The sequence below is a fragment of the Mycobacterium sp. MUNTM1 genome (assembly GCF_054660795.1).
The window spans coordinates 1-25023 of sequence record NZ_BAAGDE010000031.1 but is presented as its reverse complement, the minus strand read 5'-3'; the positions used below and the strand labels follow the sequence as shown (position 1 = coordinate 25023).

The following is a 25023-nucleotide window of genomic DNA, read 5'->3' as shown; positions in this document are numbered from 1 at the left end:
CTGGCATGGTGTCGCGGCTGTTGCTGATCTACGCCGTCGTCGAACTCGGGGTGATCTTCGCGTTGGTGTCGACGATCGGATGGGGCTGGACCCTGCTGGCGCTGGTGGGGACCTTCCTGCTCGGCTGGGGCATCGTCGCCCCGATGGCCGGGTCGCACGTCATCCGCCGGATCGGGCAATTGCGCTCGGGCCTGGCCGACCAACGCGCTGCGGGCGATGGTGCGCTGGTCAGCCTGGCCGCACTGCTCGTCCTCGTTCCCGGCTTGGTCAGCACCGCGCTGGGCCTGCTGCTGCTGATCCCGCCGGTGCGGTCGGCCGTCGGCCCCGGCTTGGCGGCCAGGGCGGTGCGCAGGTTGCAGCGCCAGATGCCGGGATTCAGTTACGCGAGCGTCCTTCGCCCGGAGCCTCAGCCGGCGAGCGGCTACTACTCGGATGCCGGCTCGAAAGCCGGGTATGGCCGGGGCGATTACATCGACGGCGAGGTCATCGATGTCCGCGACGTCGAGGCGCCGGCGCGGCCGCAACGATTCGAAGGACGCTGACGCGTCGCGGGGCACCCGCCGACCGTTGGTCCCCATCCGAAAGCTGGCACGTAGTTTTGGCCTGTGACCGATGGTCCCACTTGCCCCCTCGCCGCTGCGAGGTACCCCAGCCCAGGCGATTCACGGCCTGCATCGTCGCGAGACGTGACCGATCGTGACGGTTAGTCCCGCGTCGGTGTCCCTGCTGATCAACGGCCGGGTCCACAGCCCGGCCCAGCCCGACGCGACCGCGATGGCCGTCCGCGACGGCGTCGTGGCGTGGCTAGGCGGCGACGAGGTCGGCCGCCGCATGTTTCCCGACGCAGACGTGGAGGATCTCCAGGGCGGGTTCGTGGCGCCGGGGTTCGTGGACAGCCACATCCATCTCACCGCCACCGGGCTGACCCTCAGCGGGCTGGACCTGCGCCCGGCGGCCTCCCTCGCCGAATGCCTACAGCTGGTCGCCGACTATGCCGCCGCACACCCCGGCCGGCCGGTGTGGGGCCATGGCTGGGACGAAACCTCGTGGCCGGAAAACACCCCGCCGACTACCGCCGACCTGGACGCCGTCCTCGGCGACCGGCCCGCATACCTGGCCCGCGTGGACGTGCACTCCGCGCTGGCGTCGACGGGCCTGCGACGGCTGGCCGCGGAGCTCGCGGCGGCGGCGGGTTTCAGCGCCGAGGGTCCGCTGGTCGGCGACGCCCACCATCTGGTGCGCGCCGTCGCCCGGGGCCTGCTGACGGGCGAACAGCTCGCCGAAGCCCGTGCCGCAGCGTTGCGGGCTGCCGCGGCGGCCGGCATCGTCGCGGTGCACGAATGCGCCGGGCCTCAGATCGGTGGGATCGACGACTGGCTGCAGTTGCGGGCCCTCGATCACGGCGTCGAGGTGATCGGCTACTGGGGCGAGCCGGTCAGCAGCCCCGCCCAGGCGCGCGAGCTGATGGCGGCGACGGGGGCCCACGGGCTGGCCGGTGACCTGTTCGTCGACGGGGCCCTGGGGTCACGCACGGCCTGGCTGCACGAGCCGTACGCGGACGCCCCGGGGTGCACCGGAACCTGCCATCTCGATTCGGATGCCGTCGAGGCGCACGTGCGAGCGTGCACCCAGGCCGAGGTCACCGCCGGATTCCACGTCATCGGGGACGCCGCGGTCGCGTCCGTGGTCGAGGCCTTCGAGCGCGTCGTCGCCGACCTCGGGCCGGTCGCGGTCGCCCGCTGCGGGCACCGCCTCGAGCACGTCGAGATGGTCAGCGCCGATCAGGCCGCCCAACTGGGCCGGTGGGGCGTCATCGCCAGCGTGCAGCCCAATTTCGATGCGCTCTGGGGCGGCGCCGACGGCATGTACGCGCGGCGGCTCGGTGCCCAGCGAGGCAGTCGGCTCAACCCATTTGCGCTGTTAGCATCCCAAGGCGTGCCCCTCGCGCTCGGTTCCGACGCTCCGGTCACGGGCTTCGACCCGTGGGTGAGCGTGCGCGCGGCCGTCAACCACCGCACCCCCGGCAGCGGCGTCTCGGCGCGGGCCGCGTTTGCCGCCGCCACCCGCGGCGGCTGGCGAGCGGCCGGTGTCCGCGACGGCAAGACCGGCACGCTGGTGCCGGGAGCGCCGGCCTCGTACGTCGTCTGGGACGCCGGGGACCTGGAGGTGCACGCCCCGCGTGACACCGTCCAGCGCTGGTCGACGGACCCGCGGTCGCGCGTGCCCGCGCTGCCGCGCCTGGGTCGCGACGACGCCCTGCCGCGGTGCCGGCGCACGGTGCATCGGGGCGCTGTCATCCATGGCTAGGGACCGGCTCGGCGGCGAGGGGCCCGCGGACCGATCCGACGCCGCCGACGAGGATCCGCCGCGGTGGCCTGACACCGACCCCATCGGCGACGAGGCCGAGTCGGACCGCGACGACCAGCCCATCCGCGTCGAGCCCGAGGCCCAGGACGACGAGCGCGACGGCGAACCCGAGGACGCCGCGGAACCGGGACCGCCCAAGGGGCCGGCCGGTCCGAGCCTGGGCGGTCGGCTGGGGACCGAGGCGCGCGGCGCGGTAACCGGCCTGGTGGCCGCGGTGATTGCCCGGCTGCCCGCCGCCCAGGCGGCGATGCTGCCGCGCCTGACCCGGCTGAGTTGCGTCGTGGTGGGCGGCTTGCTGCTCTGCGCCAGTTTCCCGTCGCTCAATTGGTGGTGGGGTGCGGTGGTGGCCGCCGCGTTGCTGGCGTGGGTGTTGGCGCACCCCGCGACCACGCCTGCGGGCGGCCTCGGTTACGCGTTCCTCTTTGGGCTGGCCTTCTACCTGCCGCTGCTGCCGTGGGTCGGGCTCCTGGTCGGCCCCATCCCGTGGATCGCGCTCGCCACCGTCTGCGCGCTGTTTCCCGCCCTCTTCGGACTGTGCGCCGTCATCGTGCGTCGGCTGCCCGGCTGGCCCGTCTGGTTCGCGCTGATCTGGGCCGCCCAGGAGTGGCTCAAGTCGATCCTGCCGTTCGGCGGCTTCCCCTGGGGGTCGGTGGCGTTCGGTCAGACGCATGGTCCGTTCCTGCCGCTGGTCCAGCTCGGCGGCGTGGCGCTGCTGTCCATGGCGATCATGCTGGTGGGCTTCGCCGCGACGGCCATCGCGCTGGAGATCGTCAAGTGGTGGCACTCCGGTCACCCGGCGGGCGACAGGGGCGCCGCGGATGCCGCGCACCCCGACCAGCCGCCGCCCGCGGTGGTGCTGCCCGGCGTCTGCATCTGCCTGGTGCTCTTCGCGTCGCTCATCGTCTGGCCGCAGGTGCGCCACGCCGGTACCGGGTCGGGTGGCGAGCCGGCGGTGACCGTCGCGGCCGTGCAGGGCAACGTGCCGCGGCTGGGCTTCGAGTTCAACGAACAGCGGCGCGCGGTGCTGGACAACCACGTCCAAGAAACCCTGCGCCTGGCCGAGGACGTGCGCTCCGGAGCCGCCCCGCAACCGCAGTTCGTGATCTGGCCGGAAGACTCGTCGGACATCGACCCGCTGGTCAACCACGACGCCGCGCTGGAGATCTCGCAGGCCGCGGCGGCGATCGGCGCTCCGATCCTGATCGGCAGCGTGCTCGAAGTGCCGGGACGCCCGCCGCAGGATCCGAACTACACCAACACCATGATCGTGTGGAATCCGGCCGGCGGCCCGGCCGATCGCCACGACAAGGAAATCGTGCAGCCGTTCGGCGAGTACCTGCCGATGCCGTGGCTGTTCAAACACCTGTCCGGCTACGCCGGTCGCGCCGGAAGCTTCGTGCCCCGCCAGGGTTCCGGGGTGGTGCACATCGCGGGGGTGCCGCTCGGCGTCGCGACCTGCTGGGAAGTGATCTTCGACCGGGTGCCTCGACAGGCGGTCCGGGGCGGCGCCCAACTGCTGGCCGTGCCGGCCAACAACGCCACCTTCAACAAGAGGATGAGTGAGCAGCAGCTGGCATTCGCCAAGGTCCGGGCCGTCGAGCACGACCGGTACGTGGTGGTGGCCGGCACCACGGGAATCAGCGCCGTGGTGGCCCCCGACGGCGGCGAATTGGCCCGCACCGACTTCTTCCAGCCCGCCTATCTGGACATGCAGGTGCGGCTCAAGACCAGGCTGACCCCGGCGACGCAATGGGGGCCGCTGATGCAATGGGTCATGGTGCTGGCGGCCGGAGCGGTGATTCTGGCCGGGATACGGCACAATGGATGGTTCCCGCGTTCGGTACGTCTCAGGTCCACACGCCAATCGGAAGGGGCCGGTGCAACCCCGGGCAAACCCCCGCCCGACGAGCATGGCTCAGGCACCGCGCCCGACGCCCGGGACCGCACGCCGGCAGACGACGGCGACTGACACCCTCCGTCCGACGAGGACGGCCGACACACTTTCGATTTCGGGCGACACAGAGGAGCTACATGACTACCGGCCAGCCGGCGCCCCAAGTCCCAGGCAACCGCCCCAGCCAGCGCGTCTTGGTGATCATCCCCACCTACAACGAGCTGGAGAATCTTCCGGTCATCCACCGGCGGCTCAAAGAGGCGTGCCCGCACGTGCACCTGCTCGTGGTCGACGACAGCAGCCCCGACGGCACCGGCCAGCTCGCCGAGGAGCTGGCCGCGGCCGACGCCGGTCGCACGCACGTCATGCACCGCACCGCCAAGGACGGCCTGGGCGCGGCGTACCTGGCGGGTTTCGCGTGGGGGCTGAGCCGCGACTACTCGGTGCTGGTCGAAATGGACGCCGACGGCAGCCACGCGCCCGAACAGCTGAACCGCCTGCTGGACGCCGTCGACGCCGGTGCGGACCTGGCCATCGGGTCGCGCTATGTCGAGGGTGGCTCGGTGCGCAACTGGCCGAAGCGGCGCTGGGCCCTGTCCTGGACGGCCAACACCTACGCCCGGCTGGCGCTCGGCATCGGCGTGCACGACATCACCGCCGGCTACCGGGCCTACCGCCGTGAGGTGCTCGAAGCGATCGACCTCGACGGCGTCGACTCCAAGGGCTACTGCTTCCAGATCGATCTGACCTGGCGCACGATCTGCAACGGGTTCACCATCGCCGAGGTGCCCATCACCTTCACCGAGCGCGAACTCGGCGTGTCCAAGATGAGCGGATCCAACATCCGCGAAGCCCTGGTCAAAGTCACCCGTTGGGGTGTGGAGGGCCGACGGTCGGGCGCCCGCGCCACCAGGGCCGACAACCGCACTTAGGTCGCGTCCCGGAACCGGCTCAAACCGCGGTCAGCCGCGGCGGCGGGTCTTGATGATCTCGAGGCGCTCCTTGAGCAGCTCTTCGAGCTCCTCGACCGAGCGACGCTCCAGCAGCATGTCCCAGTGCGTCCGCGGCGGCTTCACCTTCTTCGGCTCGGGCAGGTCGCCCTCGATCAGGGTGCCTTCCAACCCGTTGCGGCACAGCCAGGTGCCGGGGATCTCGGCGTCGTCGGCGAAGGGAACCTCGAACTCCTCGCCGTTCTCCGTCCGGTACTTCGCGAGCTGACGCGGCGCCAGGTCGTGGTTGCGGTCAGTCTCGTAGCTCACGGCCCCGAGGCGGCTGCCTCTCAGTACGCGATCAGCCATGGCTGCTACTCCTTCAGGTCTTCTTCTCGGAGCTCTCCGGCTCCCTTACTGCAGTTCAATGCAATCTGTCCAGTTAGCAAACGCTGCGGCGATCTGCGCAGTTCCCGGCCGGGACCGGCATACGCGACGCGACCCTCAATGATACCGGGATCGCCGAGAAAACCCGACTAAAGTCGGCAGGCGTGAGCCGCCGTACCCACCCGCAGCCCTGTCGCTGGTGCGGCCGAGACGTTACCGATGCCGGAATGGGGCGTCGTCGCCAGTACTGCCGACAGTCGTGCCGGCAGCGCGCGTACGAACAACGGGCGTCGCTGAATCGCAACGGGGCTGAGTTTTCTTCAGCCTTGCCTCCTGACGCGGTGGTGCTGTCGGCCGAGGACGCCGCCGACCTGTCGGATCGCGTCTACCAGGTGCGGTGCGCTGCGGAGGACGTCGCCACGGCGGTCGACGAAGGCGCCGGGGCCACCGAGCTCCGCCAGTTGTGCGACACGCTGATCCAAGCCGCCAGGGCCGCCGACGGCTGGCGTCGAGCGGGTGTGTAACCACGTCGTCCGCACCGGGCCGACCCGCCGCACCGAACCCGCCACGACATGCGCCTGACCACCGGCTATGGTCAGCCGGGTACAGTCGCGCCATGGACGTCGGGCCATGTCTACAGCGCACCGCTGTCCAGCGAGCACACCGGGCACCCGGCCTCACATCTTCTTTGCGCGGCGCGGCGCAGCGGTCGATGCCGGTCCTCCCGTAGCGGCCGGCAGCGGCGGACGTTTTGAAATCCAGTCGGAGTTGGCCATACTCACCAGCAATATTCTTGGGTCGGAGAGCAGCACGACGCTGGTCGAACGGGAAACGGTGTCGCCTCGTGCAGCAAAGTCCGTCAGTCGGCGAAAACCGCATCCGGCGGTGAAGGACGGCCGAACGTCGTTAGGTGAGGTTTGTAATGGTTGATCAACTCCAGCATGCGACCGAAGCGCTGCGTAAAGCGCTGGTCCAGGTTGAGCGCCTGAAGCGCACCAACCGGGCGCTGCTGGAGCGGTCCAACGAGCCGATCGCGATCGTCGGTATGTCGTGCCGCTTCCCGGGTGGCGTCGACAGCCCGGCGGCGCTGTGGCAAATGGTCGCCGAGGGCCGCGACGTCATCTCGGAGTTTCCCGCCGACCGTGGCTGGGACGTCGCGAGCCTGTACGACCCCGACCCCGACGCGCGGCACAAGTGCTACGTGAACTCCGGGGGCTTCGTCGACGGCGTCGCCGACTTCGACCCGGCCTTCTTCGGCATCGCGCCCAGCGAGGCGCTCGCGATGGACCCCCAGCATCGGATGCTGCTCGAGCTGTCGTGGGAAGCGTTGGAGCGGGCCGGGATTGACCCCAGCGGGTTGCGCGGCAGCGCCACCGGCGTGTTCGCCGGGCTGATCGTTCAGGGCTACGGCATGCTCGCCGAGGAGATCGAGGGCTACCGGCTGACCGGCATGACCTCCAGCGTCGCCTCGGGGAGGGTGTCCTACGTGCTGGGGCTGGAGGGCCCGGCGGTCTCGGTGGACACGGCGTGTTCGTCGTCGTTGGTGGCCTTGCACATGGCCGTGCAGTCGCTGCGCTCGGGGGAGTGCGACCTGGCCCTGGCCGGCGGCGCGACCGTGAACGCGACGCCGACGGTCTTCGTGGAGTTCAGCCGGCACCGGGGGTTGGCGCCGGACGGACGATGCAAGGCCTACGCGGGCGCGGCCGACGGCGTCGGCTGGTCCGAGGGCGGCGCCATCCTGGTCGTGGAACGGCTGTCCGATGCGCAGCGGCTGGGACACCCGGTGCTGGCCGTGGTCCGCGGCTCGGCGGTCAACCAGGACGGCGCCTCCAACGGGCTGACCGCGCCTAACGGTCCCTCGCAGCAGCGGGTGGTGCGTGCCGCGCTGGCCAACGCCGGGCTGTCCGCGGCCGACGTGGACGTCGTCGAGGGCCACGGCACCGGAACCACCCTGGGTGACCCGATCGAGGCGCAGGCGCTGCTGGCGACCTACGGGCAGGACCGCAGCGAGCCGTTGTGGCTGGGCTCGATCAAGTCGAACATGGGCCACACGCAGGCCGCCGCCGGCGTGGCCGGTGTGATCAAGATGGTGCAGGCGATGCGCCACGAGACACTGCCCGCGACGCTGCACGTGGACGCGCCGAGTCCGCACGTGGACTGGTCGGCGGGCGCGGTGTCGCTGCTGACCGAGGCGCAACCCTGGAACGCCGAGCGCCCGCGCCGGGCGGGCGTGTCGTCGTTCGGCATCAGCGGCACCAACGCGCACGTCATCGTCGAGGCCGCTCCGGAGGCCCCGCAGCGGGAGGCCGGACCGGTGCGGCCGGTGGTTCCGTGGGCGGTGTCGGCGAAATCGCCGACGGCGTTGGCGGCGCAGGCGGCCCGGTTGGCCGAATACGTTCGCGCCCACCGTGATCTGGACGTCGCCGACATCGGCTGGTCGTTGGCTGGCCGCGCGACCTTCGAGCACCGCGCGGTCGTCGTCGGCGGTGACCGCGACCGGTTGCTGGCCGGTCTGGACGAGCTGGCCAATGATGACCCCACCGGATCGGTGATCCGGGGCACCGCGACGCCGGCGGGTAAGACCGTCTTCGTCTTCCCCGGCCAGGGCTCCCAATGGCCGGGCATGGCGATCGAATTGCTGGATACCGCACCGGTATTCGCCCAACAGATCCGGGAATGCGAAGCGGCCTTCGCGGAATTCGTCGACTGGTCGCTGACCGACGTGCTGCGTGGTGCACCCGATGCTCCGGGACTGGACCGCGTCGACGTCGTGCAGCCGGTGCTCTTCGCGGTGATGGTGTCGCTGGCCGAACTGTGGAAGTCGGTCGGGGTGAATCCCGACGCCGTGATCGGGCATTCGCAAGGCGAGATCGCCGCCGCCTACGTCGCGGGGGCGCTGTCGCTGCGGGACGCGGCCCGGGTCGTCACGTTGCGCAGCAAGCTGCTGACCGCGCTGGCGGGTCCCGGCGGGATGCTGTCCATCGCCTGCAGCACCGAGCGCGCCCGGGAGCTGTTGGCGCCCTACGGAAATCGCGTCAGCATCGCCGCCGTCAACGGCCGGTCGGCCGTCGTAGTGTCCGGCGAGGGGGCCGCGCTCGACGAGCTGGTCGGCTTCTGCGCCGACCTCGAGCTGCGGACCCGGCGGATCGACGTGGACTACGCCTCGCACTCCGTTGAGGTCGAGGCGATCCGCGGCGACCTCGCCGAGGTGCTGGCCGGCATCGAGCCGCGCTCCTCGCGCATCGCCTTCTTCTCCGCCGTGACCGGAAACCGTTTGGACACAGCCGGATTGGATGCCGACTACTGGTATCGCAACATCCGGCAGACCGTGCAGTTCGACCAGGCGGTGCGCAGCGCCTGCGAGCACGGATACCGGACGTTCGTCGAATCCAGTCCGCATCCGGCGCTGGTCGCGGGCATCGAGGACACCGCCAACGACCACGGTGGCGGCGACGCCGCTGAAGCCACAGTCATCCCCACGCTGGGACGCGATGACGGCGGTCTCGACAGATTCCTGACCTCGGCGGCCACCGCGTTCGTCGCGGGGGTGAGCGTGCGCTGGCGCGGTGTGCTGGACGGCGCCGGCTTCGTCGAGCTGCCGACGTATGCCTTTGACCGGCGCCGGTTTTGGCTGTCCGGCGAAGGCATCGCGGCCGACGCCTCGGGCCTGGGGTTGGGCGCCAGCGAGCATCCGCTGCTGAGCGCGGTCGTCGAGCTGCCGTCGTCGGGCGGGGTGGTGCTGACCGGCCGCCTGTCGCCGAGCCTGCAGGGCTGGCTTACCGATCACGCCGTGTCCGGCACGGCCGTGTTCCCCGGGGCGGGCTTCGTGGAGCTGGCGATTCGCGCCGGCGACGAAGTCGGATGCTCGACGGTCGACGAGCTGACGCTGCAGGCGCCATTGATGTTGCCGGCCAAGGATTCCGGTTCGGCATCGGTTGCCGTGCAGGTGGTGGTCGGCGCCGCGGAAGACTCCGGCCAGCGCCAGGTGTCGATCTTCTCGCGCCCCGACAGCGGGTCCGGTTGGGTGTGCCACGCCGAAGGAACACTGAGCACCGGCTCGGTCGAGCCTGGCGCGGATCTGTCGGCATGGCCGCCGGCCGGCGCCGTCAAGGTCGACGCGGCCGACGGATACGAGCAGTTGGCGGCGCTCGGCTACGGCTACGGCCCGGCGTTCCAGGGCCTGACCGCGACGTGGGTGCGCGACGACGAGGTGTTCGCCGAGGTGCGGCTGCCCGACGCGGCCGGCGGCGTCAACGGTTTCGGCGTCCACCCGGCGCTGCTCGATGCGGCCATGCACGCGCTGGTCGTCAGCCACCACATCACCGGCCAGGCCGACGACGTCGTGCTGCCGTTCTCGTGGCAGGGCGTGTCGCTGCACGCCGCGGGCGCGTCCGCGGTACGTGCGCGCATCGCGCCGGCATCGGCGTCGGGGGCCACGTCCGCGGCCTCCAGGGCGGTCTCGATCGAACTGGCCGACGGACTCGGATTGCCGGTGCTGTCGGTGCGGGCGATGATCGCGCGCCCGGTGAGCGAGCGGCAGCTGCGCGCGGCGGTGTCGGCCTCGGGCCCGGACCGGCTGTTCGAGCTGGGGTGGTCGCCGGCCACGGCGACGGACGCCAAAAACGACCCGCCCGCGCACGAGGTGTTCGAATCCGTTGCGGCCGGCGAAGATCCGGTCTCAGGCTCGTATCAGCGCACGCATCGGGCGCTGGCTGCCGTGCAGTCGTGGCTGACCGAGCACGACTCCGGGGTGCTGATCGTCGCCACCCGGGGCGCGATGGGATTGGCGGGGGAGGACGTCCCCGATCTGGCCGGTGCGGCGGTGTGGGGGCTGGTGCGCTCGGCGCAGACGGAGCATCCCGGCCGGATCGTGCTGGTGGATTCCGATGCGGCGCTTGACGATAACGCGATAGCGACCGTCCTGGCGGTCGGCGAGCCCACGGTGCTGTTGCGCGACGGCACGGCCTATATCGCGCGGGTGCACGGCAGCCGCGCCGTGGACGGGATCATGACCCCCCCGGCGGACGGGCCCTGGCGGCTCGGAATCAGCAGCGCGGGCACCTTCGAAAACCTGCAATTGGAGCCGGTTCCCAACGCCGGCGCCGCGCTGGAGCCCGGCCAGGTTCGGGTGGCCCTGCGCGCCATCGCCACCAACTTCCGCGACGTCATGATCACCCTGGGCATGTTCACCCACGAGGCCCTGCTCGGTGGCGAAGGCGCCGGCGTGGTGGTCGAAGTCGGGCCGGGCGTCACCGGGTTCGCGGTCGGCGATTCGGTGTACGGCTTCTTCCCCGACGGCAGCGGCACGCTGGTGCCCGGCGACGTGCGCCTGCTGCAGCACAAGCCCGCCCACTGGTCCTACGCCGAAGCCGCCGGCATCTCGGCGGTGTTCACCACCGCCTACATGGCGTTCATCCACCTGGCCGACGTCAAGCCAGGGCAGCGGGTGCTGGTGCACGCGGCGGCCGGCGGTGTCGGCATGGCCGCGGTGCAGCTGGGCAGGCATCTGGGCCTGGAGGTGTTCGCGACCGCCAGCCGTGGCAAGTGGGACACGTTGCGGGCCATGGGCTTTGACGACGATCACATCTCGGATTCGCGCAGCCTGGAGTTCGAGGAGAAGTTCCGGACGGTCACCGGTGGGCGCGGCATGGACGTGGTCCTGGACTCGCTGGCCGGCGAATTCGTCGACGCCTCACTGCGGCTCGTCGCTCCCGGCGGGATGTTCCTGGAGATGGGCAAAACCGACATCCGCGACCCGGGTGTGGTCGCCCAGGAGTACCCGGGTGTGCGCTACCGGGCCTTCGACCTGTTCGAGCCCGGCCGTCCCCGGATGCATCAGTGGATGCAGGAACTCGCCGGCCTGTTCGATGCCGGCGTGCTGAACCCGTTGCCGGTCACGACCTTTGACGTGCGGCGCGCCCGCACGGCGCTGCGGTACCTGAGCCAGGCCCGCCACATCGGCAAGGTCGTCATGACGCTGCCGAACGCGCTGGCATCCGGCACCGTGCTCATCACCGGCGGAACCGGCATGGCGGGCGCGACGTTGGCCCGCCACCTGGTGGCACACCACGGCGTCGAGAACCTGGTCCTGCTGAGTCGCCGCGGTCCCGAGGCGCCTGGGGCCGCCGAGTTGATCGCCGAGCTGCACACCGCCGGTGCGCGGGCGCGCGCCGTCGCCTGCGACGCGGCCGACCGGGCGGCACTGGCGCGGGTGATCGACGACATTGCGGCGCGCCGGCCGCTGTCGGGAGTGATTCACGCGACCGGCGTGCTGGACGACGCGGTGGTCACGTCGCTGACCCCCGAACGGGTCGACGCGGTATTGCGGGCCAAGGTCGACGCCGCCTGGAATCTGCACGAGTTGACCCGCGACCTGAATCTGTCTGCCTTCGTGATGTTTTCGTCGATGGCCGGGTTGGTCGGCTCGTCGGGCCAGGGCAACTACGGTGCGGCGAACTCGTTCCTGGACGGGTTGGCCGCGCACCGGCGGGCGCACGGGCTGCCGGCGATCTCGCTGGCCTGGGGGCTGTGGGATCAGGCCAGCGCCATGACCGGCGGACTGGACGCCGCTGACCTGGCCCGGTTGGGCCGCGACGGGATCTTGGCGCTGTCCTCGGACGAGGCCATGGAGCTCTTCGACACCGCATTGATCGTCGACGAGCCGTTCCTGGCGCCGGCGCGCATCGATCTCGGCGCGCTGCGGGCCCACGCGGTCGCGGTGCCGCCGATGTTCACCGACCTGGTCAACGCCCCGACCCGCCGCCGGGTCGACGACTCGCTGGCGGCCGCGAAGTCGAAATCGGCGCTGGCGCATCGCCTGGACGGGCTGTCCGAGGCCGAGCAGCACGCCGTGCTGCTGGATCTGGTGCGCTCGCACATCGCCACGGTGCTGGGCAACACCACCGCCGAGGCGATCGACCCCGACAAGGCGTTCCAGGAGCTGGGCTTCGACTCGCTGACCGCGGTCGAAATGCGTAACCGGCTCAAAACCGCCACCGGGCTGGCGCTTTCGCCCACCCTGATCTTCGATTACCCGACGCCCAACGGCCTGGCCGGCTACATCCGCACCCAACTCGCCGGGGTCCCGCAAGAGATCAAGCATGCCCCGGTCGCTCGTGCCAGCGACGACGATCCGATCGTCATCGTCGGCATGGCCTGCCGCTATCCGGGAGGCGTGAATTCACCCGACGACCTGTGGGACATGCTGACCGAGGGCCGCGACGTGCTCTCCGACTTCCCGACCGACCGTGGCTGGGACCTGGCCGGTGTGTACAACCCGGACCCCGACGTTCCCGGCACCTGCTACACCCGCACCGGCGGCTTCGTGGACGGGGTCGCCGACTTCGACCCGGCCTTCTTCGGCATCGCCCCCGGCGAGGCGCTGTCCATGGACCCGCAGCAGCGGATGTTCCTCGAGCTGTCCTGGGAAGCATTGGAGCGGGCCGGAATTGAGCCCGGCAAGCTGCGCGGCAGCGCCACCGGAATATTCGCCGGGGTGTACACGCAGGGCTACGGCATGGGCGCGGCGCCGACCGCGGAGGGCTTCCGGCTGACCGGCCAGTCCTCGAGTGTGGCGTCGGGCCGGGTGTCCTATGTGTTGGGCCTGGAAGGCCCGGCGGTGTCGGTGGACACGGCGTGTTCGTCGTCGTTGGTGGCCTTGCACATGGCCGTGCAGTCGCTGCGCTCGGGCGAGTGCGACCTGGCCCTGGCCGGCGGCGTCACGGTCAACGCCACGCCCGACATCTTTGTGGAGTTCAGCCGCATGCGCGGGTTGTCCGAGGACGGCCGGTGCAAGGCCTATGCCGGCGCGGCCGACGGCACCGGATTCTCCGAGGGCGGCGGCATGCTCGTGGTGGAGCGCCTGTCCGACGCTCAGCGCCTGGGGCATCCGGTGCTGGCGATGGTGCGCGGCTCGGCGATCAATCAGGACGGCGCCTCCAACGGCCTGACCGCGCCCAACGGCCCCTCGCAGCAGCGGGTGGTGCGTGCCGCGTTGGCCAGCGCCGGATTGACGCCCGCGGAGGTGGACGTCGTCGAAGGGCACGGCACCGGAACCACATTGGGTGACCCGATCGAGGCGCAGGCCCTGCTGGCGACCTACGGGCAGGATCGCGGCGAGCCGTTGTGGCTGGGCTCGATCAAGTCGAACATGGGTCACACGCAGGCCGCCGCCGGGGTGGCCGGTGTGATCAAGATGGTCCTGGCGATGCGCCACGAGATGTTGCCCGCGACATTGCATGTCGACGAACCCAGTCCGCACGTCGACTGGTCGACGGGCTCGGTGTCGTTGCTGACCGAGGCGCGACCCTGGAACGCCGACCGCCCGCGACGGGCGGGTGTGTCGTCGTTCGGCATCAGCGGCACCAACGCGCACGTCATCATCGAGGCGGTGCCGGCCGAGTCGCAGCGCGTCGTGGAGGGTCCGAAGGCACCGGTGGTGCCATGGCCGGTCTCGGCGAAATCGTTGTCGGCATTGAACTCTCAGGCCACGCGGCTGGCGGCCCACCTGCGCGCCCACCCCGACCTGGACATCGCCGATGTGGGGTGGTCGCTGGCGGGCCGGTCGGCCTTCGAGCAGCGGGCCGTCATCGTCGGCAGCGACCGCGACCGGCTGCTGGCGGGGCTGGACGAGCTTGCCGGCGATGACCTGGGCGGCTCGATCGTTCGTGGCACGGCGACCGCCGGCAAGACCGTCTTCGTGTTCCCGGGCCAGGGTTCCCAGATATTGGGCATGGGAATGGGTTTGCACGCCGGCTATCCGGTCTTCGCCGAGGCGTTCAACACGGTGGTGTCCGAACTGGATCAGCACCTGCTTCGCCCGCTGCGCGAGGTGATGTGGGGGCAGGACGAAAACCTGTTGAACAGCACCGAGTTTGCACAACCCGCGCTGTTCGCGGTGGAAGTCGCGTTGTTCCGGCTGCTCGAATCCTGGGGTGTGCGGCCCGACTTCGTGATGGGCCACTCGATCGGGGAGCTGGCGGCCGCGCACGTCGCCGGTGTGCTGTCTTTGGAGAACGCCGCGGTGCTGGTGGCGGCGCGGGGCCGATTCATGCAGGCGCTGCCGGAGGGCGGCGCGATGGTCGCGGTGCAGGCGACCGAGGAAGAGGTGAGGGCGCTGCTGGCGTCCTCCGATCAGGCAAGCGTGGGCATCGCCGCGGTCAACGGACCCACGTCGGTGGTGATTTCGGGCGGACAAGAAGCAGTGGCCGCGGTGGCCGATCGGCTCCGCGGCGACGGCCACCGCGTGCACCAGCTCTCCGTGTCGCACGCCTTCCACTCCCCGTTGATGGACCCGATGATCGACGAATTCGGCAGTGTCGCGGCCGGACTGACCGTCGGCAAGCCGAACATTCCGGTCGTGTCCAACGTGACCGGACAGCTGGCCGGCAACGACTTCGCGTCGGTGGCCTACTGGAAGCGACACGTGCGCGAGGCGGTGCGATTCGCCGACAGCGTACGTTTCGCGCACTCGGCCGGCGCAAACCGCTTCCTCGAGGTCGGGCCGGGTAGCGGCCTGACGGCATCGATCGAAGAAACACTGGCTTCCGAGCCGGTAGCGGCGTCGGTGACCACCATGTCGGCACTCCGCAAGGACCGCCCCGAGCCGGTTGCCCTGGTCGACGCCGTCGCGCAGGGGTACGTCGCGGGGATGGATGTGGACTGGCGGGGCGCGCTGGGCGACGCCAATCTGGTCGAGCTGCCCACGTATGCCTTTGAGCGGCGGCGTTTTTGGCTTGCCGCCGACGGAGCCCCGGCCGATGCCGCGGGCCTGGGCCTGGCCGCCGGCGAGCACGCCCTGTTGGGCGCGGTGGTGGAGCTGCCGGCCTCGGGCGGCGTGGTGCTGACCGGCCGGCTGTCGCCCGGCACGCAGGGCTGGATGGCCGATCATGCGGTCGGCGGCGTGGTGCTGTTCCCCGGCGCGGGATTTGTCGAGTTGGCGATCCGGGCCGGCGACGAGGTGGGCTGCGGAATCGTCGACGAGCTGAATCTGGCCGCGCCGCTGGTGTTGCCGGCCGGAGGGTCGGTCGCCGTTCAGGTCGTTGTCGGTGGCCCGGACGATTCGGGCGGCCGTGCGGTGTCGGTGTTTTCGCGGGTCGAAGCGGGCTCGGGCTGGTCGCTGCATGCCGAAGGTGTGCTGCGGGCGGGTTCGGTGCAGCCGAGCGCGGACCTGTCGGCGTGGCCACCGGTGGGTGCGGTCCCGGTGGATGTCGGCGACGGCTACGAGCAACTGGCCGAGCGTGGCTACGGATACGGCCCCGCCTTCCGCGGCCTGACGTCGATGTGGCGCCGCGGCGACGAGGTCTTCGCCGAGGTATCGCTTCCGACCGATGCCGGGGTTTCGCCGGCCGGGTTCGGCGTCCACCCCGCGATGCTCGACGCCGCATTGCACGCGGTCATGCTGGCCTCCGACAGCGACGAACTGCCCGAAGGCTCGATGCTGGTCCCGTTCTCCTGGCAGCAGGTGTCGTTGCACGCAGCGGGGGCCGGCGCGGTGCGCGCACGGATCATGCCGGTCAGCCCCGCCACCGTGTCGATCGAATTGGCCGACGGCCTGGGGCTGCCGGTGCTCTCGGTGGCCTCGATGGTCGCCCGCCCGGTCACCGACAAGCAGCTGCTGGCCGCGGTGTCCAATTCGGGACCGGACCGCCTCTTCGAGGTCGTCTGGTCCGCACAGCCGTCGGCGGCGGTGCAGCCGGTAGCGCTGTCCACCTGGGGCGCAGCGGAATTGGATGACGCCGGGGCCGAGCGGTCGGCGGTGCTGTTCGAATCGCAGCCGGTGTCCGGCGACGTGATCACCGAGGTGTACGCGGCCACGCGAGCGGTGCTGCCCGTGCTGCAGTCGTGGTTGGCCCGCGACGGCGCCGGAACCCTGGTGGTAGCGACGCGTGGCGCGATGACGCTGCCGGGGGAGGACGTCACCGATCTGGCCGGCGCAGCGGTCTGGGGACTGGTGCGGTCGGCGCAGACCGAGCACCCCGGGCGCATCGTGCTCGTCGACACCGACGCGCCGCTGGATTCCGACGCGATCGCCGCGGCTCTGGCGCTCGGCGAACCGCAGGCCATCCTGCGCAACGGGGCGCTCTACACCGCGCGGGTGCTCGGCAGCCGCGCCGCCGGCGCTCTGTTGCTGCCGCCCGACGACGGACCGTGGCGACTCGGCATGAGCAGCTACGGCACCATCGAGAATCTGCGGATAGAACGCATTCCCGACGCCGACGCGCCGTTGGGGCCCGGCCAGGTGCGGGTCGCGCTGTCGGCCATCGCGGCCAACTTCCGTGACGTCATGATCGCGTTGGGCCTCTATCCCGACCCCGAGGCGATCATGGGCATCGAGGCCTCCGGTGTGGTGATCGAAACCGCTTCGCCAGAAGGGCGTTTCGCGGTCGGCGACCGGGTGATGGGGCTGTTCCCGGATGGCACCGGAACCATTGCCAAGACCGACCAGCGGCTGCTGGTCAAGGTGCCGGCCGGGTGGTCACACACCGCCGCCGCGACGGCGTCGGTGGTGTTCGCCACGGCGAACTACGCCCTGGTGGACCTGGCCGGTGCCCAGCCCGGTCAGCGGGTGCTGGTGCACGCCGCCGCCGGTGGGGTGGGGATGGCCGCTGTCCAGCTGGCCCGTCACCTCGGTCTGGAAGTGTTCGCGACCGCCAGCCGTGGCAAGTGGGACACGCTGCGGGACATGGACTTTGACGATGACCACATCGCCGACTCGCGCAGCCTGGAATTCGAGGAGAAGTTCCGGGCGGTTACCGGTGGCCGCGGCATGGACATCGTCCTCGACTCGCTGTCCGGTGATTTCGTCGATGCTTCCCTGCGCCTGATGGCGCCCGGCGGCGTCTTCCTGGAGATGGGCAAAACCGACATCCGTGCCCCCGAGGTCGTCGCCCGGGACCACCCTGGCGTGCGCTACCGCGCCTTCGACCTGTTCGAAGCCGGGCCGGATCGCATCGCGCAGATGCTCGACGAGCTGGCCGCCATGTTCGGCGAGGACGTGCTGCGGCCGTTGCCGGTCACCAGGTTCGATGTGCGGCGCGCGCCCGCGGCGTTGCGCTATCTGAGCCAGGCCCGCCACGTCGGCAAGGTCGTGATGACGATGCCCGACGCGTGGACGGCCGGCACCGTGTTGATCACCGGCGCGACCGGCATGGCCGGTTCGGCGGTCGCGCGTCACGTCGTAACCCGCCACGGCGCACGGAATCTGGTGCTGGTCAGCCGCCGCGGCCTGGATGCGCCCGGTGCCGCGGAGCTGGTCGCCGAACTCAGCGCGGCCGGTGCGCATGTGGAGGCGGTGGCCTGCGATGCCGCCGATCGCGAGGCCCTGGCCAAGGTGATCGCCGAAATCCCGATGCAGCATCCGCTGACCGGGGTGATTCATGCCGCCGGGGTCCTGCACGACGCGGTGGTCACGTCGCTGACGCCCGACCGGATCGAGTCCGTGTTGCGGTCCAAGGTGGATGCCGCGTGGAACCTGCACGAATTGACCCGCGAGCTGGATGTATCGGCGTTCGTGATGTTCTCGTCGATCGCCGGGCTCGCGGGTGCGTCGGGTCAGGCCAACTACGCGGCCGGCAACTCGTTCCTGGACGGGTTGGCCGCGCACCGGCGGGCGCACGGGCTGCCGGCGATCTCGCTGGGCTGGGGCCTGTGGGATCAGGCCAGCGCCATGACCGGTGGGTTGGGCGCCGCCGACCGCGCTCGGTTCGGCCGGGACGGGATCGTCGCCATGTCCTCGGAGCAGGCGCTGGACCTGATGGACACCGCGCTGATCGTCGACGAGCCATTCATGCTGCCCGCCCACATCGACCTCGCGGCGTTGCGGGTCAAGTTCGACGGGGGCACGCTGCCGCCGATGTTCGTCGATCTGATCAACGCGCCGACGCGTCGTCAGGTCGACGACTCGCTGGCCGCTGCCAAGTCGAAATCCGCTCTGCTGCAACGCCTCGAAGGGCTGCCCGAGGATGAGCAACAGGCCATCCTGCTGGACTTGGTGCGCGCCAACATCGCCACGGTGCTGGGCAGCGCCAGCCCCGAGGCGATCCAGCCGGACCGGGCGTTCCAGGAACTCGGGTTTGACTCGCTGACCGCCGTCGAGATGCGCAACCGGCTCAAAGCCGCGACCGGACTGGCGCTGTCGCCGACGCTCATCTTCGACTACCCGAACTCCGCCGCGCTGGCCGGCTACATGTATCGAGAATTGGTCGGCTCGTCGGATCAGCCCGCGGTGGCGGCCGCACCGGGTGAAGCCGAGATTCAGCGGGTCGTGGGTTCGATTCCGGTCAAGCGCCTTCGGCAGGCCGGCGTGTTGGAACTGCTGCTGGCCCTGGCCAACGAATCTTCCAGTGGGAGTGCGCCGTCCGAGGTAACCACGGAGAAGGACATCGCGGACATGGACCTCGACGACCTGCTCAACGCCGCGCTGCTGGACGACGATGGCGAATAGCCACGTAGCCATGAGTCGCGCCGCGACGATGCAGAGCGCGGCGATGTGGAGGAGCGGCGCAATTGAGTGAGGGCTCTTTGTGAGAATCGCGATCACCGGGGCCAGCGGCGTGCTCGGGCGCGGCCTCGCCACGCGGCTGCTCGGCGCGGGCCACGATGTCGTCGGGCTCGCCCGGCATCGGCCCGACAGCTGGCCGGGCGCAGCGGATTTCACTGTCACCGACATTCGTGACGCCGCCGCCGTCCAATGCGCCCTGGCCGGCGCGGACGTCGTCGCGCATTGCGCGTGGGCGAAGGGTTCCGGGTACGACGACCAGGTCAATATCGGTGGCACCCGCAACGTGCTCGATGCGATGGCCCAAACCGGGTCCAGAAGGATCGTTTTCGCGTCGTCGGCACACGTGTACGGCGGGGGAGGAGCGCCGAAAACCGAACACGACGCCACGGCGCCGGTCAGTGCCGAAGGCCGGTTCAAGGCCCGTGTCGAACAGGTGCTGACGGAATCGGGCGTCGAATGGGTCGCGATCCGCTCCGCGCTGATCCTCGGGCGAACCGTGGACAACTGGGTTCGCCGCCTGCTGGCGATGCCGGCGTTTCCCGACCGGTCGGGTGATCGCCACATGCAGGTCGTCCACCTCGACGACGCGCTTCGGCTCTTCCATCGCGCCATCGTGGAGGCCGACATCGCCAGCGGCCCAGTGAATCTCGCCGCGCCGGGCGAGCTGACCTTCCGGCAGCTCGCTGCTGCCCTACACCGGCCGGTCGTGCGCCTGGGCCTCGAACCGGCGGAGCTGCGACTGGTGCGTGGTGCTGCACTGATGGACACCTCGCGGCTGGCAGACGAATGGGCATTCCAGCCGGCGTGGGAATCCGGGGAGTGTGTCCAGGATTTCGCGCTGGCGGTGCGGGGCCGGGTCACCGTGGGCAGGCGGGTGATCTCGCTGCCGTGGCGGCTGGCCAACATCCAGGACCTGCCTTCTGTCGACGCCCCGAGCGACGACGGCGTCAAGCCCGTTTGGGCTGGCGCAGAAGGGAATAACGGGGAATTCGACACGCCGATCGACCCGCGTTTTCCCACCTTCCTCGCGACGAATCTGTCCGAGGCGCTGCCCGGCCCGTTTTCGCCGGCGTCGGCGTCGGCAACGGTTCGCGGGCTGCGTGCCAGCGCCGTCTGCGTCGCCGAGCGGCTGCGGCCCGGCGGCACGATCCAGCGCGAAATCGCGATGCGCATGGTCGCGGTGTTTGCCCACCGGCTCTACGGCGCCATCACGACCGCACACTTCATGGCCGAGACGGTGCCGTTCGTGAAGCCAACCACGGTGGTGAGCAACAGCGGGTTCTTCGGCCCGAGCATGGCCGCCCTGCCGATCTTCGGTGAGGAGCAGCCGCACTCCGACACCGGGCGAATCCGCAAGCAACTGCGGACCGTCCGCAACATCGGGGTGTTCGGCGTCAACCTGATCGGCCTGTCGGCCGGTGCTCCCCTGGACACCCGCGAGTTCGTCGCCGACGTTGACCGCCTGGAACGTTTGACCGACGGCGACCTTTCCGGGCTCGACGATCGTCGGCTGCTGAGCCTGATCTCGCTGGCGCGCGACCAGGTCGTACACGGCTGGGTGCTGGCCGCGGGTTCGTTCCTGCTGTGCGCGGCGTTCAACGTGCTGCTGCGCGGGCTGTGCGGGCGCGACGTCGCCGCGCCCGGTGGACCCGAATTGGTCAGCGCGCGTTCAGTCGAGGCGATGCAGCGGTTGGTGGTTGCCGCCCAGCACGACCCGAAGGTGACGGCGCTACTGGCGGAACCGGGTGACCGGCTGGACAAGCTCGCCGTCGAGGCGCCGCAATTCCACGCCGCCTTGCTCGACGAGCTGGCGCTCATCGGGCACCGCGGCCCGGCGGAGCTGGAGATGCTGTCGACCAGCTACGCCGACGATCCCGAGCTGCTGGTCCGGATGGTGACCAGAGCGATGAGCGCGCCGTCCTCGTCGCAGCCGCAGCACCCACGGATTCCCCTGCACGCCAAGCCCATTGCGGCTCTGGCCACCCAGCAGTTGCGTGACCGTGAGGTCCGCCGCGACAAGGTGGTGCGGGCGAACTGGGTGCTGCGCACGCTGTTGCGCGAATACGGGCGCAGGTCGGTCGAGGCCGGGCTCTTCGACACCGCCGATGACGTCTTCTATCTGCTCGTCGACGAACTCGACGCTCTCCCTGCGGATGTGGGCGCGCTGGTGGCCCGGCGCCGGGCCGAACAACGACGGCTGGTCGCGGTGGCGCCGCCGACGGTGTTCAGCGGAAGCTGGCAGCCCACCGCGGCGTCGTCGCCCGCGCTGGCGAGCGGGGGCACCCTGCGCGGTGTCGGTGTGTGCGGGGGACGGGTACGCGGCCGGGTGCGCATCGTGCGGCCGGAAACCATCGACGAGCTGCAACCCGGCGAGATCCTCGTCGCGGAGGTCACCGACGTCGGGTACACCGCGGCCTTCTGCTACGCCGCGGCCGTCGTCACCGAACTCGGCGGGCCGATGTCACACGCTGCTGTGGTGGCCCGCGAATTCGGCTTCCCCTGTGTGGTGGACGTCCAGGGCGCGACCAAGTCGCTGCCGCCGGGCGCCCTCGTGGAGGTCGACGGCGCGACGGGCGAGATTCACGTGCTCGAGCTTGCCGCCGACGACGCGCTGAGCTAGTTGAACTCCATCTCCAGCTCTACCGGCCCGCTCAGTCCCAGCATCGGTTTCCAGGGCGCCGTTGCCACGCGGTGCGGGTTGGTCATGCGCCGGGCGATGACCTTGAGGGCTCCAGCGAGTTCCGTTCGGGCGAGATTGGCGCCAAGGCAATAATGGGCGCCGCCGCCGAACGTCAAAATCGGCGGCGGGTCCTCGCGGGTGATGTCGAAGCGGTCCGGATGCGGATAGACTTCTGGATCGCAGTTGGCCGCAAAGGTATTCACCGAAATGAAGGTGCCCGCCGGGAACGTGTAGCCGACGAACGTCACGTCCTCCAGAACGGTGCGCAGGGTGGTGCAGACCGCAGGCGAATGGCGCATGCATTCCTCGACGGCTCGCATCCCGAGGCCGAAGTTGTGGCGCAGCATCGCCAGTTGATCGGGATGATCACACAGCGCATGCATGCACGCGGCCAGCTGATTGCGGGTGGTGTCGGTGCCCGCGCTGAGGATGCTGAACGCCAGCATGCGCATCTCCGCGTTGCTGAGCCGGTCGCCGTCGTCCTGAGCGCGGATCAGTTCGGAGATCAGGTCGTCGGTCAACCGGCTCCGTCGTTCGGCGATCATGTCGTCGATGTAGGCGTCGAACTCGTCCCACGCCCGCATCACGATGTGCTGCTCGTTCGCCAGGTCGGAGTCGAATCGCACGATCTTGAAAATGTCCTCGGCCCACAGGGAGAACTGCTCCCAGTCCTCGGGGGGCGTGCCCAACAGCGCGCAGATGATCGGGATCGGGTACGGCCGGGCGATGTCGGTGACGAAATCACACCGGCGGGCATCGGCGACCTGGTCGATCAATTCGTTGATCACCGTGTCGATGGTGTCTTCCATGCGCGCGGACGCCCGCGGCGTGAACGCCTTGGACACCAGACCTCGCAGCCGTCGATGTTCCTCGCCTTCCATGCCCAGGATGGTGCCGAGGACCCGGTCATAGAGGGGGCCGGACGTTATCCCGCGAGCGGTCATATGCATTCCGGGGGGAACACGAACCGGGGGTCGCGCAGTATCCCGCGGGCGAGTTCGTAGCCGAGCACCTCGGGTCCCAACGGCCCGATGGCTATCGGCGACTGCTTGCGCACCTCGTGGATGCGCGGGGCGACCTCGTGCACGGTGTCCGTGATGTCGTAGTGCAGCGTCGGGAGGTCGGCGTCGAAGACGCTGGGTGCTGCGGTGTTTACGGTCATGAAGCCGCCTCTGCGAGAATTCGCAGCGGCAGCCGCGGCAACGTGCAAGTGGGGGAGGGCCACGTGATCTCCGGCCGATAGCCGGGTGGGAGCGCGAAGTGGGGGATGCGCCGCAACCATTCGGTGACGACGACATTCATCTCCATCCGCGCCAGGTGCGAACCCACGCATCGGTGCGGACCGCCGCCGAAACCCCAGTGCTTGTGCACTCTGCCGTCCATCATCAGGTCATCGCCGGAGATGGCATCGCTACCGTCCCGGTTGATTGCGCCGAGGCAGAGCCGCACCCGCGAGCCCGTCGGCAAGGTGATGCCGGCAACGGTGACCTCCTCGGTCGTCACGCGTGGGACGACGGGAGCCGACGACTCCAGGCGGACGATTTCCTCGACGAAAACGCTGATCTCGTCCGGCTTCTCCCGAAGCCTGCTGCGCAGTGCGGGGCGCCGGGCCAGTTCGAGCATCGCCGCACCGATGGCCGAGGTAACGGTATCCAGGCCGGCGAGGACGAGGAAGAACGCCATTCCGAGGGCTTCGTCGTCGGTGAGCGCCTCCTCGCCCGCCAGCACCTGCGACAGAACATCGTCACCCGGATTCCGTCGATGCTCGGCCACGGCATCGGTGAGGTAGGCGAACAGCTCGAGTGCCGGTGTCAGATCGGGGGTTTCGCCGGCGGCGTTGGGGATGCTCAGCTCGATGATGGCGTCCTTCCACCCGATCAGCCGCTCGCGGTCTTGCAGTGGCAGGCCGAACAGCGTCAGGAAGACCTGCGACGGATATGGAGTCGCCAAATCGGCCATCACCTCGCATTCGCCGCGTTCCGCAATCGATTCGATGATGTCTGTCGCCTGCGCTTGGATCGACGGCAGGATCGCGGTCAGTGCGTGGGGGCTGAAGAACGGTTGCAGAATCCGCCGAAACCGGGTGTGCTCCGGCGGGTCGAATGCCGCCGGTACCAGTGGAAGCGGGCTGCCGACCACCTCGAATGCCTTCTGCGACGAGAACACGTTCGGGTTGCGCAGTGCGGCGAGGACGTCTTCGCGACGGGTCAGCGCATACCAACCGTCGCTCAACACCACCGGGCCGGCTGCCCGCAATGCGGCCCAGCCGACGCCACGGTCCGACGCCATCGGCAGATCGTCCAAATCGAGCTCCGGAATTCCCCGCGGGTCACCAGCCATGCCGCCTCCAATCACTGAATATTGGTCGCCAGGAAAGTCAGTGGCAGGCCCAGGATCGACACGTCGTTCTCGTCGAGGTAGGTGCCCTCGCCCTCCATGTGCTGCCGGAATCGCGTTGTCGCGCCGTAGCGCTCGGCGACGGCGTCGCCCGCAGCGGCGTCCGGAACTCCGATCACCACCGTGAACACACCGTCGCCGCGCCGTTCGAGGAACTCCGTCACGGAGACCGCGACCTCGCCGGTCGACCCGGATATCGGGCTGATCAGCTCGATACCCCGATTCCAGTTGAGGTGAATGTCCAGGCCCAGCTCGGTCAGTTGCAGGGGCTCGAAGACGAAGCCCAGATCGCTGAACATGTGCACCGCGGCGGCGTGACGTTCGGGCGCCACGGCGAACACGACGTGGTGCAGCGACGGTTCTTCGGGCATCGGGGCCTTCCTATCGAGACTCGGCGCGCAGCACCCCGCGCGGTAGTAGCAGCGGAAGGTCGTTGTAGGTGACGATGCCGGGGGCGCGGCGACGACGGCGGGAATCGCGGTGATCGCCGGCATGGCGGTGATGGTGAGCCCCAACATGATGTAGTCGTCCAGCGTCTGGCCCGTAAAGTCCGGCGGCGGAAGGAAACTCAGCGTCGTCTTGATCGTCGGCTGGCCCTGCACCTCGATCGTGTAGCCCATGTCCAGCGGCCAATCCGGATCCAGGGATTGACCCTTGCGCCATCGCCCGCGGATCTCGATGATCTCGCGATCCGTGACGATCCCTTTCCAGCGGACGTCCACGCCGGCGACGCATCCCTTGTGGATCGTCCAGTCGCCGGGAAGGACGAGGTCCTCGGTGGTTTGGGCGTAGATGCTCCTATGCAGCGTCAAGGATGTGGAGTGGTGGGTTGAGGTCGGCTTGGAGGGCTCGGTAGAGCTCGCGGACG

General features: G+C 69.9%; 8 protein-coding genes and 3 pseudogenes. 6 read left to right on the top strand and 5 right to left on the bottom strand.

Features of this window, described 5'->3' with window-relative positions; genetic code table 11:
* Positions 1 to 5 precede the first annotated feature (5 nt).
* The 3 genes and pseudogenes from ACYQ8K_RS18010 to lnt all read left to right on the top strand — a co-directional run bounded on the left by ACYQ8K_RS18010 (position 6) and on the right by lnt (position 5193).
* Entirely contained in the window at positions 6 to 542 is a 537-nt protein-coding gene (locus tag ACYQ8K_RS18010; RefSeq protein ID WP_459971032.1) for an FxsA family protein, read from the top strand.
* A gap of 232 nt (positions 543 to 774) precedes the next feature.
* On the top strand, positions 775 to 2307 hold the full coding sequence (locus tag ACYQ8K_RS18005) for an amidohydrolase (protein WP_459971097.1): 1533 nt from the start codon (positions 775 to 777) through the stop codon (positions 2305 to 2307).
* 307 nt (positions 2308 to 2614) lie between these two features.
* Positions 2615 to 5193, top strand: a pseudogene (gene lnt / locus ACYQ8K_RS18000) (apolipoprotein N-acyltransferase).
* A gap of 30 nt (positions 5194 to 5223) precedes the next feature.
* On the opposite strand, the gene ACYQ8K_RS17995 reads toward lnt, so the two are convergent.
* Positions 5224 to 5559, bottom strand: coding sequence for an RNA polymerase-binding protein RbpA (locus ACYQ8K_RS17995; RefSeq protein WP_007770897.1), 336 nt, complete (start codon positions 5557 to 5559; stop codon positions 5224 to 5226).
* A gap of 182 nt (positions 5560 to 5741) precedes the next feature.
* Here ACYQ8K_RS17995 and ACYQ8K_RS17990 point away from each other — a divergent pair, with 182 nt between their 5' ends.
* The 3 genes from ACYQ8K_RS17990 (at position 5742) to ACYQ8K_RS17980 (ending at position 21698) form a co-directional block, all read left to right on the top strand.
* Positions 5742 to 6101, top strand: a complete 360-nt coding sequence (locus ACYQ8K_RS17990) for a hypothetical protein (RefSeq protein WP_459971029.1) — start codon at positions 5742 to 5744, stop codon at positions 6099 to 6101.
* Between the two features lie 398 nt (positions 6102 to 6499).
* Positions 6500 to 19021, top strand: coding sequence for a type I polyketide synthase (locus ACYQ8K_RS17985; RefSeq protein ID WP_459971028.1), 12522 nt, complete (start codon positions 6500 to 6502; stop codon positions 19019 to 19021).
* A 79-nt stretch (positions 19022 to 19100) separates the two neighbouring features.
* Complete coding sequence (locus ACYQ8K_RS17980; protein WP_459971027.1) at positions 19101 to 21698, top strand: sugar epimerase family protein; 2598 nt, start codon at positions 19101 to 19103, stop codon at positions 21696 to 21698.
* Here ACYQ8K_RS17980 and ACYQ8K_RS17975 read toward each other — a convergent pair.
* From ACYQ8K_RS17975 to ACYQ8K_RS17960, 4 genes and pseudogenes are all read right to left on the bottom strand, one after another.
* Positions 21695 to 22920, bottom strand: a pseudogene (locus tag ACYQ8K_RS17975) (cytochrome P450). The gene ACYQ8K_RS17980 and the pseudogene ACYQ8K_RS17975 overlap by 4 nt on opposite strands.
* A complete protein-coding gene (locus ACYQ8K_RS17970; RefSeq protein WP_459971026.1) occupies positions 22917 to 24098 on the bottom strand; it encodes a cytochrome P450 in 1182 nt (393 codons plus the stop codon). The pseudogene ACYQ8K_RS17975 and the gene ACYQ8K_RS17970 overlap by 4 nt, the downstream one beginning before the upstream one ends.
* Positions 24099 to 24109: 11 nt before the next feature.
* On the bottom strand, positions 24110 to 24496 hold the full coding sequence (locus ACYQ8K_RS17965) for a hypothetical protein (protein WP_459971095.1): 387 nt from the start codon (positions 24494 to 24496) through the stop codon (positions 24110 to 24112).
* 40 nt (positions 24497 to 24536) lie between these two features.
* Positions 24537 to 24946 (bottom strand): annotated as a pseudogene (locus ACYQ8K_RS17960) (dihydrodipicolinate reductase); the annotation flags it as partial.
* Between the last annotated feature and the right edge of the window lie 77 nt (positions 24947 to 25023).

Excerpts from the sequence above, each read along its gene's own strand:
- ACYQ8K_RS18005 (WP_459971097.1), top strand. The coding sequence starts at position 775 with ATGGCCGTCCGCGACGGCGTCGTGGCGTGGCTAGGCGGCGACGAGGTC.
- ACYQ8K_RS18010 (WP_459971032.1), top strand. The coding sequence starts at position 6 with ATGGTGTCGCGGCTGTTGCTGATCTACGCCGTCGTCGAACTCGGGGTG.
- ACYQ8K_RS17970 (WP_459971026.1), bottom strand. The coding sequence starts at position 24,098 with ATGGCTGGTGACCCGCGGGGAATTCCGGAGCTCGATTTGGACGATCTG.
- ACYQ8K_RS17985 (WP_459971028.1), top strand. The coding sequence starts at position 6,500 with ATGGTTGATCAACTCCAGCATGCGACCGAAGCGCTGCGTAAAGCGCTG.
- ACYQ8K_RS17995 (WP_007770897.1), bottom strand. The coding sequence starts at position 5,559 with ATGGCTGATCGCGTACTGAGAGGCAGCCGCCTCGGGGCCGTGAGCTAC.